Source organism: Agrobacterium sp. P15N1-A (genome assembly GCF_044626815.1).
Classification (GTDB): domain Bacteria; phylum Pseudomonadota; class Alphaproteobacteria; order Rhizobiales; family Rhizobiaceae; genus Agrobacterium; species Agrobacterium leguminum.
Window position 1 is genome coordinate 844,625 of the sequence record NZ_JBIUPF010000001.1, and the last position, 18,028, is coordinate 862,652.

Here is an 18,028-nt window from a genome sequence, read left to right on the forward strand (position 1 = left end):
TCGGGAGGAAAAGCATGGCGACGCGTTTATACGAACACCCGATCTTCCTCGAGCATATCACGCCCGAAGGCCACCCGGAGCGACCGGACCGCCTGCGTTCGCTGAACATCGCGCTCGAACATCCGAATTTCGAGCGGCTGGAACGGAAGGAAGCGCCGCAGGCCAATGAGGATGCGGTGCTGCTGGCGCATCCGGAAGAGCATCTGCTTGCCGTCATGCGGCAGATCCCGCAAGAGGATGGCGAGATCAACCGCATCGAGGCGGATACCTATGCCTCGCCGAAAAGCCTGCAGGCGGCGCTGACCGGCATCGGTGCGGCAATGGCTGCGGTGGATGACGTGTTTACCGGCGCTGCCGACAATGTCTTCGTCGCCGCCCGCCCGCCCGGCCACCATGCGGAAACCGCCAAGGCCATGGGTTTCTGTCTTTTCAACAATGTGGCGATTGCCGCCCGCCATGCCCAGAAAAAACATGGGGCAGAGCGCGTCGCCATCATCGACTGGGACGTGCATCACGGCAACGGCACGCAGGACATCTTCTGGAACGACACTTCCGTGCTGTTCTGTTCCACCCACCAGATGCCGCTTTACCCGTGGAGCGGCGATAAAAACGAAACCGGCGCGAAGAACAATATCGTCAACGCCCCGCTTTCGCCCAATACCGGCAGCGACCACTTTCGCGAGGCCTTCAAATCCCGCGTGTTGCCGGCGATTGCCGATTTTTCGCCTGATCTCATCCTCATCTCCGCCGGTTTCGACGCGCATCACCGCGATCCGCTGGCACAGATCAATCTGGTGGGCGAGGATTTCGACTGGGCGACGGGCCGGCTTCTGGAAATGGCCGACAAATACGCATCGAACCGGGTCGTCAGCCTGCTTGAAGGTGGTTATGATCTGGAAGGGCTGGCGGAATCGGCAGCCATGCATATTTTGAGAATGATGAAGGGTTGAACATGACGGAAAATGCCAACACAGCCGATGTCAGCGGTTATTCCTTCGAAAAGGCCGTCGCCGAGCTGGAAAGCATTGTCGCACGCCTGGAACGCGGAGACGTGGCGCTGGACGAATCAATCGCCATCTATGAGCGCGGCGAAGCCCTGAAGAAACACTGCGAGACGCTGTTGAACGCCGCTGAAAAGCGAATCGAGAAAATCCGTCTCGATCGTGCGGGCAAGCCGCAGGGTGTGGAGCCGCTCGACGGGGAATGACTGCGTTTAGCGGGAGCTTTTGGACGTGATTCGATAAGGTAGCCACCTCCCGATTCAAACACTCGACATCATCCTCGGGCTGGTCCCGAGGATCTGCAACTACCTGATTTTCTTGACGTGTTTAGATCCTCGGGACAAGCCCGAGGATGACGGAGGAGAGGTTTCAAAACTTTCCCCGGCCGTAAGGTGTTCTCACAATGTCGTGTTAACAAGGATCGTTGACGCTGCGTTCGATATCGCGATGCTCCCCTCCCCCTCGGTTATGCTAAACTCCCGCCAGACCATACGAGGAGCTTGCGATGTCCTTCTTTCCCGGCAACGATCCCGTCGCGGGTGATGCTTTTGCCTGCGATGCCATCGAGAACCTGATCATTCCCCGAACCAGTGATATTGGCGGTTTTGCCGTGCGTCGTGCGCTGCCGACCCGGCAGCGGCGGCTTGTGGGGCCGTTCATCTTTTTCGATCGCATGGGCCCGGCCATCCTGAAGGCGGGTGAGGCGCTCGACGTCAAGCCGCATCCGCATATCGGGCTCTCCACCGTTACCTATCTGTTCGACGGCGAAATCAAGCACCGGGACAGTCTCGGCACCGAACTCGTCATTCGCCCCGGCGACATCAACCTGATGACGGCCGGGCGTGGCATCGTGCATTCGGAACGCACGCCGGAAAACCTGCGTGGCCATCCGCTTTCCATGTCCGGCCTGCAGACCTGGCTTGCCCTGCCAGACAACATGGAAGAAATCGCCCCCGCCTTTGCCCACACGGCGAAGGAAGACATGCCGCTGATCGACCTCAAGGGTGCGACAGGCCGGGTGGTGATCGGCGAATTCGAAGGCCTCACCTCCCCGGTTTCGTCCTTTACCGATACGCTTTATGTCGATCTTTCGCTGGAGCCGGGGGTAAAATTCCCCTTCTCCGCCGATCATGAGGAGCGGGCGATCTATATTCTGTCCGGTTCGTTGGATGTGGCTGGCGATATCTTCGCCGCCGATCAACTGCTCGTCTTCCGGCCCGGCGACGACATCACGCTGCAGGCCGGCAGCAATGGCTGTCACATCATGATCTTTGGCGGGGCGGCGCTGAATGAACGCCGTTACATCTGGTGGAACTTCGTTTCGTCATCAAAAGAACGCATAGAACAGGCCAAACAGGAGTGGAGAACCGGACGCTTCGACATCGTTCCCGGCGACGAAGAAGAGTTTGTCCCTTTGCCGGAAGGTTGAAATTCTATAGAAGTGTACGACATGCAGGGCTGCACCGTCGGCTTTCGACATGAAAGACGCTCTGGCACGCCCTGCTGACGACAAGAAAAGGCCGAACGATTGACCGGAATGCCACAGACACCATTGCTCGACCGGGTGAATTTTCCCTCCGATCTCAAGGAGATCGATGATCGCGACCTGCCGGAACTGGCACGGGAACTGCGCGACGAGATGATTGACGCCGTATCGAAGACCGGTGGCCATCTGGGTGCCGGCCTTGGCGTGGTGGAACTGACGATTGCCATTCACAAGGTGTTCAACACGCCCGAGGACCGGCTGATCTTCGATGTCGGCCATCAATGTTATCCGCACAAGATCCTGACCGGCCGACGGGATCGCATCCGCACGCTGCGGCAGGAAGATGGGCTTTCCGGTTTCACCCGGCGGGCCGAAAGCGAATATGATGATTTCGGCGCCGGCCATTCCTCCACCTCCATTTCCGCCGGCCTCGGCATGGCGGTGGCGGCGGGTCTTGATGGCAGCGACCGCAAGGTCGTAGCCATCATTGGCGACGGCTCGATGTCGGCGGGCATGGCGTTTGAGGCATTGAACAATGCCGGTGCGCTCGATGCGCGGCTGATCGTCATCCTCAATGACAACGACATGTCGATTGCGCCGCCGACGGGCGCGATGAGCGCTTATCTGGCACGCCTCGCCTCCGGCCGCACCTATATGGGCTTCCGCGATTTCGGCAAGAAACTGACGGCTTATCTCGGCAAGACCATCGACCGCGCCATTACCCGCGCCGTGACCCATGCGCGCGGTTACGTGACCGGCGGCACGCTGTTCGAGGAGCTTGGCTTCTATCACATCGGACCGATCGACGGTCATTCCTTCGATCACCTCCTGCCGGTGCTGCGCAATGTGCGCGACAACCAGAAGGGCCCTGTTCTCATCCATGTGGTGACGCAGAAGGGCAAGGGTTACGCGCCGGCGGAAGCCGCAGCCGACAAATATCACGGCGTCAACAAGTTCGACGTCATCACCGGCGCGCAGGCGAAAGCCAAGCCGAATGCGCCGAGCTATACCAGCGTCTTTGCCGAAGCCCTGATCCAGGAAGCGACGCTCGACGAAAAGATCATCGGTGTGACGGCCGCCATGCCGAATGGCACAGGCCTCGACAAGATGGCCGAGCTTTTCCCGTCTCGCACCTTCGATGTCGGCATTGCCGAGCAGCATGCCGTGACCTTCGCGGCAGGACTTGCGGCTGATGGTTACAAGCCGTTCTGCGCGCTTTATTCCACTTTCCTGCAACGCGGTTACGACCAGCTGGTGCATGATGTGGCGATCCAGAGCCTGCCGGTGCGTTTCCCCATCGACCGTGCCGGTTTTGTCGGTGCTGACGGGCCGACCCATGCCGGTTCGTTCGACACGACTTTCCTCGCCACCCTGCCGGGCATGGTGGTGATGGCGGCGGCCGACGAGGCGGAGCTGAAACATATGGTGCGCACGGCAGCGGCCTATGATGAAGGCCCGATTTCCTTCCGCTACCCGCGCGGTGAAGGCGTGGGTGTCGAAATGCCCGCGCGTGGTGAGATTCTCCAGATAGGCAAGGGTCGCATCATCAAGGAAGGCACCAAGGTTGCGCTGCTCTCCTTCGGCACGCGGCTGGCGGAATGCCTGGCGGCGGCCGAAGACCTTGAAGCGGCCGGCCTTTCCACCACGGTTGCCGATGCGCGCTTCGCCAAGCCGCTCGATCTCGATCTCATCCGCCAGTTGGTCAGCCATCACGAAGTTCTGGTGACGATCGAAGAAGGCTCTGTCGGCGGTTTCGGCGCGCATGTGCTGCATTTCATGGCCAGCGCCGGCCTGCTTGACCATGGCCCCAAGGTCCGGACCCTGACCCTGCCCGACCAGTGGGTGGAGCAGGCCAAACCCGAAACCATGTATGCCAATGCCGGCCTTGACCGGGCCGGCATCGTTTCCACCGTGTTTAATGCGCTCGGCCAGCGTCAGGCCGGCGTCGGTTTCGCCGGCTGACAAGATTGCCGGGACAGGAGGCGGGACCATCCCGCCTCTTTCTCAGGATGCCGCGCCATCGAGAAAACCGACGACATTCTCGATCCGTCCCTCGGCATTCAGGCTGACGACATCGGTTCCGCCAGCAACATCGTCCCCGTCAGGCGAAATGAGACGCCATGAGAAACGGGTGAAGTTGCCGTGACCATCCGGGGTGCCGGCAAGAACGAAGCGATATCCCGGAAATTTCTGCCGCGCCGCCTCGATCATCGCGGCAATCCCCTGCTGGCCTTCGCCCTGCATCAGCGGATCGACGTAGCGCGTATTTTCTGCCCATGCCTGCCCGACGAGATGCCTGCGGCGTTCATTGTCCTCTTCGTTCCAGGCTGCGAGATAGGTCTGGGCGATTGTGAGATGTTGCGTCATGATTGCGTTCCTTCTGGTTGACGGCCCAAACATGCCGGCGGTCGGGAAGCGGAACAATTACCTCGGAGGTAATCGCATTGCCGATATGTTCTGCTAGGCTGCGGGGCATGACACATCATCAAGAACATGTCGGCCAGGTGCTGAAGGAATGGCGTGCCCGCCGCAGGTTGAGCCAGCTCGATCTGGCGATAGAGGCGGACATATCGGCGCGGCATCTGAGCTTTGTGGAAAGCGGGCGTTCATCCCCCAGCCGCGAGATGCTCGCGAAACTGGCGGAGCAGCTTTCCATGCCCGCCCGCGCCGCCAACCGGCTGATGCTGGCGGCGGGTTATGCGCCTGTTCATTCCGAACGCTCGCTGGACGCGCCCGACATGGCGGCGGCCCGGCAGGCCGTCGAAACCGTGGTGCACGGGCATATGCCCTTCCCCGCCCTTGCCGTTGACCGGCACTGGAACGTCGTTCTCGCCAATGGCGCGATCACAGCGCTTCTGGCCGGCGTTTCAGAGGAGCTGCTTCTCCCGCCGCTCAACGCCTTGAGGCTGAGCCTGCATCCGCAGGGCCTGAGTTCGCGCATCGTCAACCTCGCCGAATGGCGTCATCACCTGCTGGAACGCCTGCGTCGCCAGGTCGAAGAGACGGGAGACGAGGTGCTTTCCCGGCTACATGCGGAGCTTGCGGCCTATCCCGCACCAAAGGTCTCGCCGCATGCCGCCGGGGCCGACCCTCTGGCCATACCGCTCCAGCTTCGCGATCCGTCTTCGGGCGGCATATTGAGCTTCATTTCAACCACCACGGTTTTCGGCACGGCCACAGACGTCACGCTGTCCGAACTGGTGCTGGAGTGTTTTTATCCCGCCGACGCGGCAACCCGCGAAGCACTGATGCAAGGCACCAAGGAGTAAGACCCGTGCACACCACCTATCTCATCGGCTTTCAGGTCCGCCCCAGCCAGCGCGAGCGCTTTCTCGAATTGCTGAATGCGCTGCTCGACGCCATGCGGCATGAAAAGACCTTCGTGAACGCAACCCTGCATCGGGACGGTGAAAACGAGAACCGCTTTTTGCTGCATGAGACCTGGAGCGACCATCAGGACGTCATCGATGTCCAGATTCACCGCCCCTATCGTCAGGCATGGCACGCTGCCCTGCCCGAGCTTCTGGAAGCCCCACGGGATATCTCCGTCTGGCATCCCATGCGGGCCGATCACGCCGCATAGCGACATGGATCATAAGGAATCCCACGCAAGCACCCTTTGCACGCGCTAGGATTTTCGCGACAATATCCGCGGCTCACCGATTTTGAACCAGGCCTTGGCGATCCTGCCGTTCTCAATTTCATAGATGCAGGCAACGTCGACCTCTCCCTTTCCTTCCGGAAAGTTTCGGGTGACCGTTTCATGGTCGATGACGACGTTGCCAACGACAATGCGCGTCAGCAGTTTCCCATGGAGATCCGGTTCCTTGAAGCGCTGGATATGACGCTCCCGAATCTCTGCCGCGCTTCCTGCCAGAAGCGTCGCCGGGAACGCGTAATACTGACAATCATCCGCCCACCAGAGCATGAAGGCATCGATGTCACGGGCATTATAGGCCTCAAGCTGCTTTTGTACCGGCAGTTCGATTTCACTATTCAAAACGCACCTCTTCAAAAAAACGTCGTGGCGAAATGGATTCCTGGACGAGTGAATGTCCTGTATTGAAGGGCTCCGGTTAAAGCCTGATAGCCGTTTCCTCTTTCGCCGTCTTGATGACGACCATGGTGACAAAGCGCGCCACATTGTGCTGATCCCGGAACAGCCTGTCGCACAGGGCGTCGAATTCTTCCATATCCCGCAGGCGCAACATCAGCACGACATCGGATGCTCCTGTCACGGCATAGGCCTGCGATACGGCCTCTTCGGCACTCGCAATATCCAGAAAGCGGCGCATATGCTGCTCGCCGTGCAATTTCAGCTCCACCGTCACCAGAGCCTTGATCACCCGCCCCGCCTTTGCGGGGTTGAGGATCGCCACGATGCGGTCGATCACGCCAGACTTGTGCAGCCGCTGCAGGCGGCGCAGGCAACTGGATGGAGACAGCCCGACTTCATCGGCCATATCCACATTGGTGCGCGACGCATCGTTCTGCAAAAGGTTCAGAAGTTTCCGGTCGATCCGATCCATGCCGGCAGCATATCTCTCGCCATTGGATTTGCAATAAAATTGCATGAAACTGCAATTTTTGACCGCAAATGCGAACGGGCCGGGATTAGTGAATGGGAACAACCTTCAGGGAGTCTCACATGTCACTTTTCCTGCCCGTCTGGCAAAAAACGCGGGAAACGCTAGCAATCTACTGGGTGCTTGTGCGGATCACGGTTCCCATCGCCATTCTGACCGAGCTGTTGTCGAGGATGGGCGCGATCGAGGCGGTGGCGCCTGCCTTTGCGCCGGTCATGAACCTCATCGGGCTGCCGCCGGAGCTTGGTCTTGCCTGGCTGACCGCGATGCTGGTCGGCATATGGGGTGCGGTGCCGCTCATCTTCACGCTTGTGCCCGCATCCTCTCTGACTGTTGCGGATATCACCGTTTTTTCGGCACTCATCCTGTTCGCCCATGGCCTGCCCATCGAACAGAAGATCATTGAAAGAGCGGGACCGGGCATGATCGTCACCACGGCGCTACGCGTCGGCGGCGGATTGCTGTATGCCTTCATGCTGCATCACGTTCTGGAGGCGATGGGATGGCTGTCCGCGCCGGTAAACCCCGCCTGGATTGCGATGAGCGCCACGCCTGAATGGACCGCCTATTTCCTCGGCCTCGGGGAAACCATGGTCTGGATGCTCGTCATCCTCCTGGCACTTTCCCTTTGCCTTGAAATCCTCAGGCTGACCGGCCTGCTGGCGCTGATGATGAAAGCGCTCTCGCCCCTGCTGCGTCTTGCGGGCATTCGCGGCGAGGCCGAACACCTCACCGCCATCGGCTTGTTCCTCGGCATTTCCTACGGCGCCGGTTTCCTGATCCGCGAGGCGCAATCGGGCACAATCTCGCCGCGTCAGGTGTTTCTGTCCTGCGTGTTCATGGGTTTTGCCCATAGCGTGATCGAAGACACGCTCGTGGTGATGTCGCTTGGCGCGGATGTCTATGGCGTTCTGGCCGGGCGGCTTGTTTTCGCCATTGCCGCGACCGCCGGCATTGCCGCCCTGCTTCACCGCCTGTCGGATGAGCTGTTCTTTGCGCGGATGTTCCGGCTACAGGGCACATAGAGCATTTCCAGGAAAAGTGGACCCCGGCTTTCCGTCCGGAAATGCGCCAAAACAAAGAGTTGGAGTGGTTTCGCGATTCGAAGAAAAGCGAAAGTTCCCAATCTGAAAAGCCGATGCAAAAAGGGGGCCTTTCGGCCCCCAATCCATAGGTTCAATCTGAAAGCCCGGTTCAGAACTCCGTCCAGTCCTGATCCTTGGCAGCCGGCGCTTCGGCGGCACCGCCGAAGGCGCGGGCGAGGCTCTGGCCAAGCGCACGGGCCGGCGAGGCGACAGGCCTTGCGGTTGCGGAGGCCGATTTTACCGGAGCCTTGCGGGCCGGTGCGGCAGGTGCCGGCTGGAAGGCGGGCCTCGCGGCAGACTGGCGCGGCGCTGAATAGCCGCCGGCACTCGCAACGGCAGCGCGTGCGCCATCCATTCTGAACTGGCCGAGCAGGCTGTTCAGCGCTTCCGCTTCGCGGGCCAGCGAATGGCTGGCGGCGGTCTGCTGTTCCACCATGGCGGCATTCTGCTGCGTGCCCTGATCCATGGTGTTCACGGCCGTATTGATTTCCTGCAGGCCGGTCGCCTGTTCGCGGGAAGCGACGACGATGGCGCTAACATGGGCGTTGATCTCTTCGACTTCCGCGACGATGAGTTCCAGAGCCTTACCCGTCTCGTCGACCAGATTGACGCCGTTTTCCACCTGCTGGCTGGAAGCGCCGATCAGCGTCTTGATTTCCTTGGCGGCATTGGCGGAACGCTGGGCAAGCTCACGGACTTCCTGTGCAACCACGGCAAAGCCCTTGCCGGCATCACCGGCGCGTGCGGCTTCAACGCCTGCGTTCAGCGCCAGCAGGTTGGTCTGGAAGGCGATATCGTCGATGACACCGATGATGTTGCCGATTTCACCCGAGGACTTTTCGATTTCGCGCATGGCGGCAACCGCCTTGCGGACCACGACACCGGACTTTTCCGCACCGGCGCGGGCGCGCTGGACCAGATTGCCGGCATCTTCCGCGCCGCGGGCGCTATCGCGCACCGTGGTGGTGACTTCTTCCAGCGCTGCGGCGGTTTCTTCGATGGAGGCCGCCTGTTGTTCGGTGCGGCGCGACAGGTCGTCGGCGGCGGAGAGCATTTCCGAAGCACCGGCATTGATCGCGGCCGCGTTCTCGCCGACCGTGCGCAGCGCCTGCTGGAGTTTTTCGACGGCGCTGTTGAAATTCACGCGAACCGGATCGATGGCGGGCGCAAAAGGCGTTTCGATGCGATAGGAGAGATCGCCATCCGCAAGAGCGGCAAGGCCCTTGCCAAGCTCGGCGCTGGCAAAAGCGCTGGCGGCTTCATCCTTGGCCTTTTCTTCCTCGTTGCGGCGGCGTTCAGCCTCCGTCGCGGAGCGCATGCGATCGGTCTCGCCGGCAAGGCGGGATTTTTCCAGCCCGGCTTCCTTGAAGACCAGAACGGCCTTCGCCATCTTGCCGACTTCGTCGCCACGATCCGTGGCCGGAACTTCCGTTGTCAGATCGCCATCGGCGAGCCGGCTCATCGCCGCCGTCATGCCGACGATGGGCGTGACGATGGAGCGCGACAGCGCCCAGATGAGGGCAACGGCCAGAAGACCGGCGACAGCGCCGCCACCCAGAAGCGCATATTTGAGGTTCAGTGCGGCTGCCTGCTGTTCTGCCGCGTAAGCGGCGGACAGGCCGTTCAACTGTTCCTTGATCTTGGCGGCGGAGGCGCGGAAGCCATCGAGCTGGCCCTTGGCCTGATTGCGGCCGATCTCGATGATTTCGGAAATCGGCGCTTCGGTCGTCTTGCGTGCGGCGATCTGCGGTTCCGCCAGTTCCTTGAAGAACACGGTTGCGGATTTCTGCATGTCGTCGATGGATGTCAGAATGTCCGGCCGGCCGACAGCCAGCGCGCGGGCTTCGTCCAGCTTCTTCAGCATCAGGTCGCGCTGGGCGAAGACGTCATTATAGGTGCTGTCGCTGCGAAACAGCAGGAAGCCGCGCTGATTGACGGCCTGTTCCAGCATGGCGGCCGTCGCGCCATCCACGGCCTGGATGATATCCTTCGTGCGGTTGTTTTCGATCGTGACACGCTCGCTCCCCAGCGTCTGCCAGAATACGACCGCAGAAGCGAGCAGGCACACGCTCATCAAGGCACAGAAGGTGGCTATGAGCTTCAGATTGATGGGGAGGTTTTTAAGCGACATCGCAAACTCTCTCGGCGACCCGATGCCTCGAAGCAAGCGTCTGCGCTGCAACGGCCGCAATTTTGTGGATGGGAGGAGATGCCGTCATGGCAGGTTCCGGTGGCCGCACGGGCCTTGTGCACAAAGTGCAATACAAGCCTTTATATTGGATTAATCGAACATTCTGACTTTGCGGTGCAACATCAATGGGCGACAGCGGGCATCGCCGGCCCGTTTCAGCGATAAATCGCTTGCATCGGCGGGGTTTGGCGGTCATTGACACGGGACCATGTCCAAAACATTTGAAAATGAACGGCTTGACCAGCTTCTCGTGTCGCTCGGCCACTTCGCCAGTCGCTCGCGTGCGCGCGACGCGGTTGCGCGCGGCACCGTGAGCGTCAACGGTAAAATCATCACCAAACCGAGCCAGACCGTCGCCGGCGATGCCGAAATCGCCATCAGCGATCCCGCGCAGGCCTATGTTTCGCGCGCAGCGCTGAAGCTCGTTGCCGCGCTCGACCATTTCCTGCTCGACCCATCGGGCCATGACTGTCTCGATGTCGGCGCTTCGACCGGCGGTTTCACCGAGGTGCTGCTGGAGCGGGGCGCCAAACACGTCACCGCCATCGATGTCGGCCACGGGCAGATGCATGCGAGGATCGAGAACGATCCGCGCGTGACCAATCTGGAAGGGCTGAATGCGCGTTTCCTGACGGCGGAAGATATCGATGACCGGCCCATCGGCTTCATCGTCTCCGACGTGTCCTTCATTTCGCTGAAGCTCGCGCTTGCGCCGGCACTCGAGCTTGCGGAAGCGGGCGCGCTGGCGGTTCTGCTGGTGAAGCCGCAATTCGAGGCGGGGCGCGACGCCATCAGCAAGGCCGGGCTGTTGAAAGAACCGGAAACGGCACCTGCCGTGGCCGCCGAGCTGGAACGCTGGCTGACCGAGGACATGGGCTGGAAAAGCCTCGGCCTCATTCCCTCGCCAATTTCCGGCGGCGACGGCAATATCGAATTTCTTCTCGGAGGCGAAAAGCCATGAGCACACAGACCGTCACCATCAAGAGCCTCGGCGCGCAGGGCGACGGCATCGCGCACTGTCCCGATGGCCCGGTCTATGTGCCCTTCGCGCTGCCCGGCGAAACGGTCGCCATCGCCAAGCTCAAGGATCACGGCACGGTCATGTCCATTGCCGAAGCCTCGCCGGAGCGCCGTGAACCGGCCTGCCGCCATTTCGGTCCCGATGGCAAGAACGGCACCTGCGGCGGCTGTTCGCTGCAACATCTGTCCGACCAGCCTTACCATGCCTACAAGCGGGAGCTGGTGGTTTCGGCGCTGAAATCGAAAGGCCTGACGCCGCCGGTCGACGATCTCGTCATCTGTCGCCCCGGCGAGCGCCGCCGCGCGGTGTTCGCCGCCCGCAGGACGGAAAAGGGCCTGCTGCTCGGTTTCAGCCAGGCGAACAGCCATCACATCGTCGCCATTGAGGAATGTCCCGTCACCTCGCCCGGCATCGTCTCGCGGCTGGATGCCATTCGCGCCATCGGGCTTTCCATGGTGGCGAATGCCGAACCGTTCCGCATCACCGTTCTCGAAACGCTCTCGGGTCTCGATATTTCGGTCGAGGGCATCAAGTCGGTCAGCGACAAGCAGCGGCGCACACTCACGGAAACGGTGCTTGCCATGCGCGGCATTGCCCGTGTCTCGCTCTCAGGTGAAATTCTGATCGAACCGCAAAAGCCGATCATCGAATTCGGCGGCGTTGCGGTTTCCCCGCCGGCCGGCAGTTTCACGCAGGCGACGAAACAGGCCGAAGACGCCATGGCCGAGCTGGTGCTTGCCCATATCGGCAAATCCAAGCGCATTGCCGATCTCTTCTGCGGTTCCGGCACCTTCGCGTTGAGGCTCGCACGCATCGGCAAGGTGCATGCGGTGGAAGCCGAAGACAAGCCGCTAAAGGCGCTGGACTTCGCCGCCCGCAACACACAGGGCCTGAAGCCGGTGAGCGTCGAGAAACGCGACCTCTTCCGCCGGCCACTGATGACAAGCGAATTGAAGAATTACGATGCTGTCGTCTTCGATCCGCCGCGCGCCGGTGCGGAATTCCAGTGCAAGGAACTGGCCCGCAGCACGGTGAAGAAGATCGTTGCGGTGAGCTGCAATCCGCTGACGCTTGCGCGCGATCTTACCATCCTCACGGAAGGCGGTTATCGCATCACCCGCGTCACGCCGGTCGACCAGTTCCTGTGGTCGCCACATGTGGAAGCGGTGGCGACGCTGGAGAAATAATCACCAGGCCGTATCGACCGTGCCGTTGCCGACCACGCCCGAGCAGCGGCAGGCGCCGCCCACGCGGCCCCGCTCGATGGGGCAGACATAGGGCCGGCGGCGATTGGCGCTCTCCGGCGGGGTGATGACGCAGACGAAATGGGCGCGGCGCTGGCGGTCGCGATTGCGGCCGGAATAATAATCCGAGCCATCGTCTTCGGTAATGACGGATTGCGCCAGAATGACATTGCCGGCGAAAGCCGCCGGAGGGCGCGTTATCGCCGCCGCTTCGGTGACAGTGGCGGCGCAGAGGAAGACGGACAGGGCGAAAACGACGTGACGCATGCGGGTAGCCTTCGGGCGATGACGTTGCATTATTTAACCCAACCCATATTGCCCGGTTGCTTAACCGCAAGGACTTCCTGCCGGAACGCTTAACGACGCATGAATGCCTCGAAGGCGGCGCGCGCCTCGGCGCTTTGCAGTTGCGCGATGAAATGACGGCCTTCCTCTTCGATGCGGGCGAGAAGATCGGCCGGATTGCCGCGAACCAGATCGCGGGCGATCTTCAGCGCCTGCTGCGGTTTGGCCGCAAGCCGGGTGGCGAGCGCCAGCGTTTCGCTCTCCACATGTTCAGGGGCGACGACTTTCCAGATCATTCCGGCCTGTAACGCCTGTTCAGCAGTAAAACCTTCGCCCATGGCAAGCAGCGCAAAGGCGCGCTGGTGTCCCATGAGTTTCGGCACGAGCAGGCTGGAAGCCGCTTCCGGCACCAGCGCCAAATCCACGAATGGGGTCTTGAACAGGCTGCGGCTGGAGGCGACCGTCAGGTCGCAATGCAGGTTCAGCGTCGTGCCGATGCCGATGGCGAGCCCGTCGACGCCGGATACCATCGGCTTTTCGAAGGCGACGAGCGCTTTCAGAAGCTCGAGCGCGGCAAGCTTGCCCCTGCCGCCCGACATGGCGAAGGCCAGAAAATCGGCCATGTCGTTACCGGCGGAGAAGCAGCCTTCCGTGCCGAGAAAGGCGACGACGCGAATTTCCGGGTCCGCATTGGCGGCATGGAGGGCGTCTGCCATGCGCAAATACATGGCATCGGTGATGGCGTTTTTCTTGTCCGGCCGGTTGAAGCGAATGGTCAAGACTTCCGGCGCATGGCCGACGCGCTCGACGAGAATGTGGTCGTCCGACATCTGAAGCTCCTCAAGCCAATACGGTGCGGGCGGCGGTAAGGCTTGCCGCGCCGGCGATAACGCGATCCTTCAGCGCCGCCGTTTCCGCCAGCAGATTTTCCGCAGCGAAACGGCAAAGGGCTGCGCGGTGCCCGCCCCTGCCATCATCGACGGCGGCCAACGCGCCCTTGGCGAGATAGGCGCCGGTGAGCGCCAGACCGAAGAGGCGCTGATAGGGCGTCGCGCCGGCGAGCGCGGTTTCGGTTTCGCCTGCCTTGATGCGATCCAGCAGCCAGTCGGTCGCCGTTTCCAGATCGGTGAGGCTTGCTTCGAGATAGCGGCCGGTCTCGCCGAGATCGTCGCGGTTCGACGCGGCTGTGCGGGCGGCGATCTCACGCAGTTCGGCGATGAAACCGCGCACCTGCGCGCCCTCGGAGAGCGGCAGCTTGCGCAGCACCAGATCAATGGCCTGAATGCCGTTGGTGCCTTCATAGATCGGCGCGATGCGGGCATCGCGCAGATAACGCGCCGCGCCGGTTTCCTCGATGAAGCCCATGCCGCCATGCACCTGAATGCCCATGGAGGCGACATCGACGCCGGCATCGGTGGAGAAGGATTTGGCGATGGGTGTCAAAAGGGCAGCGCGCTCCTGCCAGTGAGCGCGCTGCCGGGCGTCTTCGCTCGCATGCGCCATGTCGAGGGCGTGCGCGCAGTTGAAGGAAATCGCCCGCGACCCTTGCGTCAGCGCCTTCATCGTCAGAAGCGTTCTGGCGATATCCGGGTGTTCGATAATCGGGCTCATGCCGGAGCCCTGCCAGCCGGGCGCCTTGCCCTGCGTGCGCTCCCTGGCATATTCGATAGCTTTCTGGGTCGCGGCTTCGCAGATCGCCACGCCCTGCATACCTACGGCAAGGCGGGCGTTGTTCATCATGGTGAACATGCAGGCGAGACCCTTGTTCTCCTCGCCGACCAGCCAGCCGAGCGCGCCCTTCTCTTCCCCGAATTTGCCGTCACCGAAGATCATCGTGCAGGTGGGCGAGCCGTGAATGCCGAGCTTGTGTTCGAGCGAATGGCAGAACAGATCGTTGCGGCTGCCCGGCGCGCCGTTTTCATCGGGCAGGAATTTCGGTACGAGGAACAGCGAGATGCCGCGCGTGCCGGCCGGCGCATCCGGCAGGCGGGCGAGAACGAGGTGGATGATATTGTCCGCCGCGTCATGTTCGCCCCAGGTGATGAAAATCTTCTGGCCGAAGATGCGATAGGTGCCGTCGCCATTGCGCTCCGCCCGGGTCTTCAGGACGCCGAGGTCCGAACCCGCGTGCGGCTCGGTGAGGTTCATGGTGCCTGTCCATTCGCCGGAGACGAGTTTCGGCAGATAGGTGCGCTTGAGGTCATCGCTGCCGTGGGCGACAAGGGCTTCCACCGCGCCCATGGTCAGCGTCGGGGCCAGCGCAAAGGCCATGGAGCCGGAATTCCACATTTCGAGTGCGGCGACATTCAGCATATGCGGCAGGTTCTGGCCGCCGAATTCTTCCGGCGCCGTCAGGCTGTTCCAGCCCGCTTCCGCCCAGCGGCGGTAAAGATCGGCCCAGCCATCCGGTGTCGTCACCTTCCCGTCGGCAAGCTTTGCGCCCTGGCGGTCGCCAATGTCGGCGAGCGGCGCGACCTCTGCGGTGGCGAAACGGCCGGCTTCGTGCAGAATGGCATCGACCAGATCTTCCCCAAGCTCTCCCAGCGCACCCGTCGACAGCGCGTCTTCAAGACCCGCTACATGTTTGAGTGTAAAGGCGATATCGTCCACCGGCGCGCTATACATGCTGCCTCCTCCCGAAGCTGTGGCATCTTGCTACTGCCTTCGGGCTAAATGATTTTTACGTAAACGTCAATTTGAAAATTCCCGTCATTTCGGCGGGATTGTTATAAAACTGTCATATGAATTTGCTCAGCATGCGCTGAAAGGCGCCTCGCCGCCGCCGCTCCCACACCGGAACGACGAACGCCTCCCTCTCCCCCATCCAGCCGGTCAGGACTGCCACGATGGATCTCGTAACGCCCGTTATTCCCGGCCTTGTCTGGGCCTATCAATTTCATCCCGGTACAGCCCCGTGCCGGCGGCTCGCGCCCGATGCCGGCTTTCAGGAAATGGCGGAGTGCGAAGGGTTCTTCTGGCTGCACCTCAACCTCGCCGATCAGCGCGTGGCGGGTTTTCTCGAGACCATCGACGGTCTCGACCCGGCGGCGCGGGCAAGCCTCACCACCCATGAGACACATCCGTCCATCGTGGTCGATGAAAAATCGCTTTACGGCACGCTTGTCGATTTCCAGCGGGAATTCGACAAGGAAACGCGCGATTTCGGCTGGCTGCATTTTGCGGTGAGCGACCGCTTCATCATCACCACCCGCCTGCAACCGCTGCATTCGGTGGACCGGCTGAAGGCGGCGGTCGACAAGAATTCCAACCGTTACCTCACGCCGTCGCATGTCTTCGAGGGGCTGGTGGCGGAATTCCAGCGTTCGCTCATCAATCTGGTGATGGAGACGACGGAAGAGCTGAACGCCATCGAGGATATGGTCTATGACAGCGAGAACCGTGATGAGCGGCGGCGTCTTGCCCCGCTGCGCCGCACGGTGGTTCGCCTGCACCGGCATCTGCGCACCGTGCTGACCCTGATGCGGCGGGCTTCGGCCGCCGATGATGACGAGATGCCGAATGGTTTCGAGGATGTCGCCTCACGCCTGATGGGCCGTCTGGAGGCTGTCGACCACGACGTCTACGCCCTGCAGGAGCGGGCAAGGCTGCTGCATGAAGAAATCGATTCCAAACTCTCGTCGGAAACCAACCGGCACCTTTATATCCTGTCGCTGATGACCGCATTCCTGCTGCCGCCATCGCTGGTCACCGGCTTTTTCGGCATGAATACGGATGAGCTGCCGTTTACCGTCGGCACGGGCGGCACATTGTCGGCCAGCATCTTCATCGCGATTTCGGTTGCTCTCGCCTGGTTCGTGCTGAAACGCGCGCGAATCCTGTAACGCAAAGAGCCGCCCGGCAATGACCGGACGGCTCTTTCAATTTCAGCGTGTTCTATCAGCTGTAAGGCGAATAGCAGGGCTGGCGCGGACCATGGTAAGGCTGGAACGTGTTGCTATAGGCATCGTAGGAACGATAGCGGCCATAGCACCAGTTCACATGCGCCTGGCTCAGCCCGCCGCGGCGGACCGGGCGATATTCGCGATAGACCGGGCGCGGACGATATTCCGGTACCGGGCGGTAGACTTCACGCGGCTGCGAGAGTGCGCCGCCGATGATCGCGCCCGTCGCAAAGGCTGCGAGCGGGAACCAGTAACCGTCATGGTGACGATAGCCCGGGCGGTAATCGCGATAACCACGGTGGCCGCGATACCAGCCGCGACGATCGCCCCAGCCGTCGCGATCACGCCAATATTGGACATTCACGACATTCTGGCTTGCATCATTGCCGGCGGTCTCAACACTCTTCGGCGCGATCGGCAAAGGCATTGCTGCTTCCGCCGGAACAATCGCTCCCGCAACCACAATCGCAGAAAGACCGACAGCCAGGATATTCTTCATATAGCTTCTCATCTGACTTCCTCCATTCACGACGGTCAACAGGCCGTTCTCCGTGAATAATAACACTTTTTTATTCTCATTCGGCCAGTTTTTCGGTCTGGCTGTAACATTGCAGGTTGCAGGCTAGGCGTTTTCGCCTGAACCCAGCATTAACGATCCCATCACGCTTCGTTTACCCGATCCGGCAGCCGGAAAACAAAAGCCCGGATCAAAATCCGGGCTTTCGAAAATCCTGTCAGCGGCTGTAAGGCGATACGCATATACGACGCGGACCGCTGTTCGGCTGATAGGTATTGTCGTAAGCGCGGTAGGACCGCCAGCGGTTCTGGCACCAGGAAACATGGCTGCCGCCATAGGCCGGGCGCGGCTGCTGCATGGCACCGCCAATGATCGCGCCTGCCGCGAAGGCTGCCAGCGGGAACCAGTAACCATTGTGATAACGGTAACCGGGGCGGCGATCGCGATAACCACGGTGACCATTATACCAGCCGTCACGCGGGGGGCGCGGGCGATACATGCGGTCGCCGTGCCTGCGGTCGTATCGGCGGTCCCATTCGCGGTACTGCACCGGCACGACATTGTCGGTCGAAACCGCCGGCTTGGGCATCGGAACAGGGACCTGGAACGCCTGCGACGGCGTAAAGCTGGTGAGGAACACGATCATCGCCGTGGCGACACTCGTTGTCCGGAAATTCATCATGATCTTCCTCCGTTTGCTTCAGCGCGCT

Annotated in this window: 19 protein-coding genes; 10 read left to right on the plus strand and 9 right to left on the minus strand. The window is 61.3% G+C overall.

Annotation, left to right across the window (positions count from 1 at the left end; genetic code table 11):
• Positions 1-14: 14 nt before the first annotated feature.
• From ACIK7D_RS04205 to dxs, 4 genes are all read left to right on the plus strand, one after another.
• Positions 15-950: a histone deacetylase family protein gene (locus ACIK7D_RS04205; RefSeq protein ID WP_137452279.1), complete on the plus strand. Its 936-nt coding sequence runs from the start codon at positions 15-17 to the stop codon at positions 948-950.
• A gap of 2 nt (positions 951-952) precedes the next feature.
• On the plus strand, positions 953-1,207 hold the full coding sequence (locus ACIK7D_RS04210) for an exodeoxyribonuclease VII small subunit (RefSeq protein WP_003503059.1): 255 nt from the start codon (positions 953-955) through the stop codon (positions 1,205-1,207).
• A 299-nt stretch (positions 1,208-1,506) separates the two neighbouring features.
• Complete coding sequence (locus ACIK7D_RS04215) at positions 1,507-2,430, plus strand: pirin family protein (protein WP_206912258.1); 924 nt, start codon at positions 1,507-1,509, stop codon at positions 2,428-2,430.
• Positions 2,431-2,529: 99 nt separating this feature from the next.
• Positions 2,530-4,449: a 1-deoxy-D-xylulose-5-phosphate synthase gene (gene dxs / locus ACIK7D_RS04220; RefSeq protein WP_400155695.1), complete on the plus strand. Its 1,920-nt coding sequence runs from the start codon at positions 2,530-2,532 to the stop codon at positions 4,447-4,449.
• A 42-nt stretch (positions 4,450-4,491) separates the two neighbouring features.
• Here the strand turns inward: dxs and ACIK7D_RS04225 are convergent, their stop codons facing one another.
• A complete protein-coding gene (locus ACIK7D_RS04225) occupies positions 4,492-4,854 on the minus strand; it encodes a nuclear transport factor 2 family protein (RefSeq protein ID WP_065115026.1) in 363 nt (120 codons plus the stop codon).
• Positions 4,855-4,961: 107 nt separating this feature from the next.
• Here ACIK7D_RS04225 and ACIK7D_RS04230 point away from each other — a divergent pair, with 107 nt between their 5' ends.
• Both ACIK7D_RS04230 and ACIK7D_RS04235 read left to right on the plus strand, forming a co-directional pair.
• On the plus strand, positions 4,962-5,756 hold the full coding sequence (locus ACIK7D_RS04230) for a helix-turn-helix domain-containing protein (RefSeq protein ID WP_400155696.1): 795 nt from the start codon (positions 4,962-4,964) through the stop codon (positions 5,754-5,756).
• 5 nt (positions 5,757-5,761) lie between these two features.
• Positions 5,762-6,070 carry a putative quinol monooxygenase gene (locus tag ACIK7D_RS04235; RefSeq protein WP_400155697.1) on the plus strand — a complete coding sequence of 103 codons (309 nt, stop codon included), beginning with the start codon at positions 5,762-5,764 and terminating at the stop codon, positions 6,068-6,070.
• A gap of 45 nt (positions 6,071-6,115) precedes the next feature.
• On the opposite strand, the gene ACIK7D_RS04240 is transcribed toward ACIK7D_RS04235, so the two are convergent.
• Together ACIK7D_RS04240 and ACIK7D_RS04245 are read right to left on the minus strand one after the other, a co-directional pair.
• On the minus strand, positions 6,116-6,487 hold the full coding sequence (locus ACIK7D_RS04240; RefSeq protein ID WP_137002987.1) for a nuclear transport factor 2 family protein: 372 nt from the start codon (positions 6,485-6,487) through the stop codon (positions 6,116-6,118).
• Positions 6,488-6,563: 76 nt separating this feature from the next.
• On the minus strand, positions 6,564-7,016 hold the full coding sequence (locus ACIK7D_RS04245) for an Lrp/AsnC family transcriptional regulator (RefSeq protein ID WP_127756269.1): 453 nt from the start codon (positions 7,014-7,016) through the stop codon (positions 6,564-6,566).
• Between the two features lie 119 nt (positions 7,017-7,135).
• On the opposite strand from ACIK7D_RS04245, the gene ACIK7D_RS04250 reads away from it, so the two are divergent.
• Complete coding sequence (locus tag ACIK7D_RS04250; RefSeq protein ID WP_400155698.1) at positions 7,136-8,098, plus strand: nucleoside recognition domain-containing protein; 963 nt, start codon at positions 7,136-7,138, stop codon at positions 8,096-8,098.
• A 169-nt stretch (positions 8,099-8,267) separates the two neighbouring features.
• Here ACIK7D_RS04250 and ACIK7D_RS04255 read toward each other — a convergent pair whose 3' ends face one another.
• On the minus strand, positions 8,268-10,289 hold the full coding sequence (locus ACIK7D_RS04255; protein ID WP_262534883.1) for a methyl-accepting chemotaxis protein: 2,022 nt from the start codon (positions 10,287-10,289) through the stop codon (positions 8,268-8,270).
• Positions 10,290-10,557: 268 nt separating this feature from the next.
• Here ACIK7D_RS04255 and ACIK7D_RS04260 point away from each other — a divergent pair, with 268 nt between their 5' ends.
• A complete protein-coding gene (locus tag ACIK7D_RS04260; RefSeq protein ID WP_400155699.1) occupies positions 10,558-11,310 on the plus strand; it encodes a TlyA family RNA methyltransferase in 753 nt (250 codons plus the stop codon).
• Positions 11,307-12,557 (plus strand): class I SAM-dependent RNA methyltransferase, encoded by a 1,251-nt coding sequence (locus ACIK7D_RS04265; RefSeq protein WP_400155700.1) that lies wholly within the window; start codon positions 11,307-11,309, stop codon positions 12,555-12,557. Before ACIK7D_RS04260 ends, ACIK7D_RS04265 begins: the two co-directional genes overlap by 4 nt.
• Here ACIK7D_RS04265 and ACIK7D_RS04270 read toward each other — a convergent pair whose 3' ends face one another.
• The 3 genes from ACIK7D_RS04270 to ACIK7D_RS04280 all read right to left on the minus strand — a co-directional run bounded on the left by ACIK7D_RS04270 (position 12,558) and on the right by ACIK7D_RS04280 (position 15,524).
• On the minus strand, positions 12,558-12,881 hold the full coding sequence (locus tag ACIK7D_RS04270; RefSeq protein ID WP_400156013.1) for a hypothetical protein: 324 nt from the start codon (positions 12,879-12,881) through the stop codon (positions 12,558-12,560).
• An 89-nt stretch (positions 12,882-12,970) separates the two neighbouring features.
• A complete protein-coding gene (locus tag ACIK7D_RS04275) occupies positions 12,971-13,729 on the minus strand; it encodes a crotonase/enoyl-CoA hydratase family protein (RefSeq protein WP_400155701.1) in 759 nt (252 codons plus the stop codon).
• 10 nt (positions 13,730-13,739) lie between these two features.
• Positions 13,740-15,524: an acyl-CoA dehydrogenase gene (locus tag ACIK7D_RS04280; protein WP_400155702.1), complete on the minus strand. Its 1,785-nt coding sequence runs from the start codon at positions 15,522-15,524 to the stop codon at positions 13,740-13,742.
• 221 nt (positions 15,525-15,745) lie between these two features.
• Between ACIK7D_RS04280 and ACIK7D_RS04285 the strand changes: the two genes are divergently transcribed.
• Positions 15,746-16,741 carry a transporter gene (locus ACIK7D_RS04285; RefSeq protein WP_080817557.1) on the plus strand — a complete coding sequence of 332 codons (996 nt, stop codon included), beginning with the start codon at positions 15,746-15,748 and terminating at the stop codon, positions 16,739-16,741.
• 55 nt (positions 16,742-16,796) lie between these two features.
• Here the strand turns inward: ACIK7D_RS04285 and ACIK7D_RS04290 are convergent, their stop codons facing one another.
• Positions 16,797-17,312, minus strand: a complete 516-nt coding sequence (locus tag ACIK7D_RS04290) for a BA14K family protein (RefSeq protein WP_080817560.1) — start codon at positions 17,310-17,312, stop codon at positions 16,797-16,799.
• A 223-nt stretch (positions 17,313-17,535) separates the two neighbouring features.
• Positions 17,536-18,000: a BA14K family protein gene (locus ACIK7D_RS04295; RefSeq protein ID WP_080817564.1), complete on the minus strand. Its 465-nt coding sequence runs from the start codon at positions 17,998-18,000 to the stop codon at positions 17,536-17,538.
• Positions 18,001-18,028: the final 28 nt, after the last annotated feature.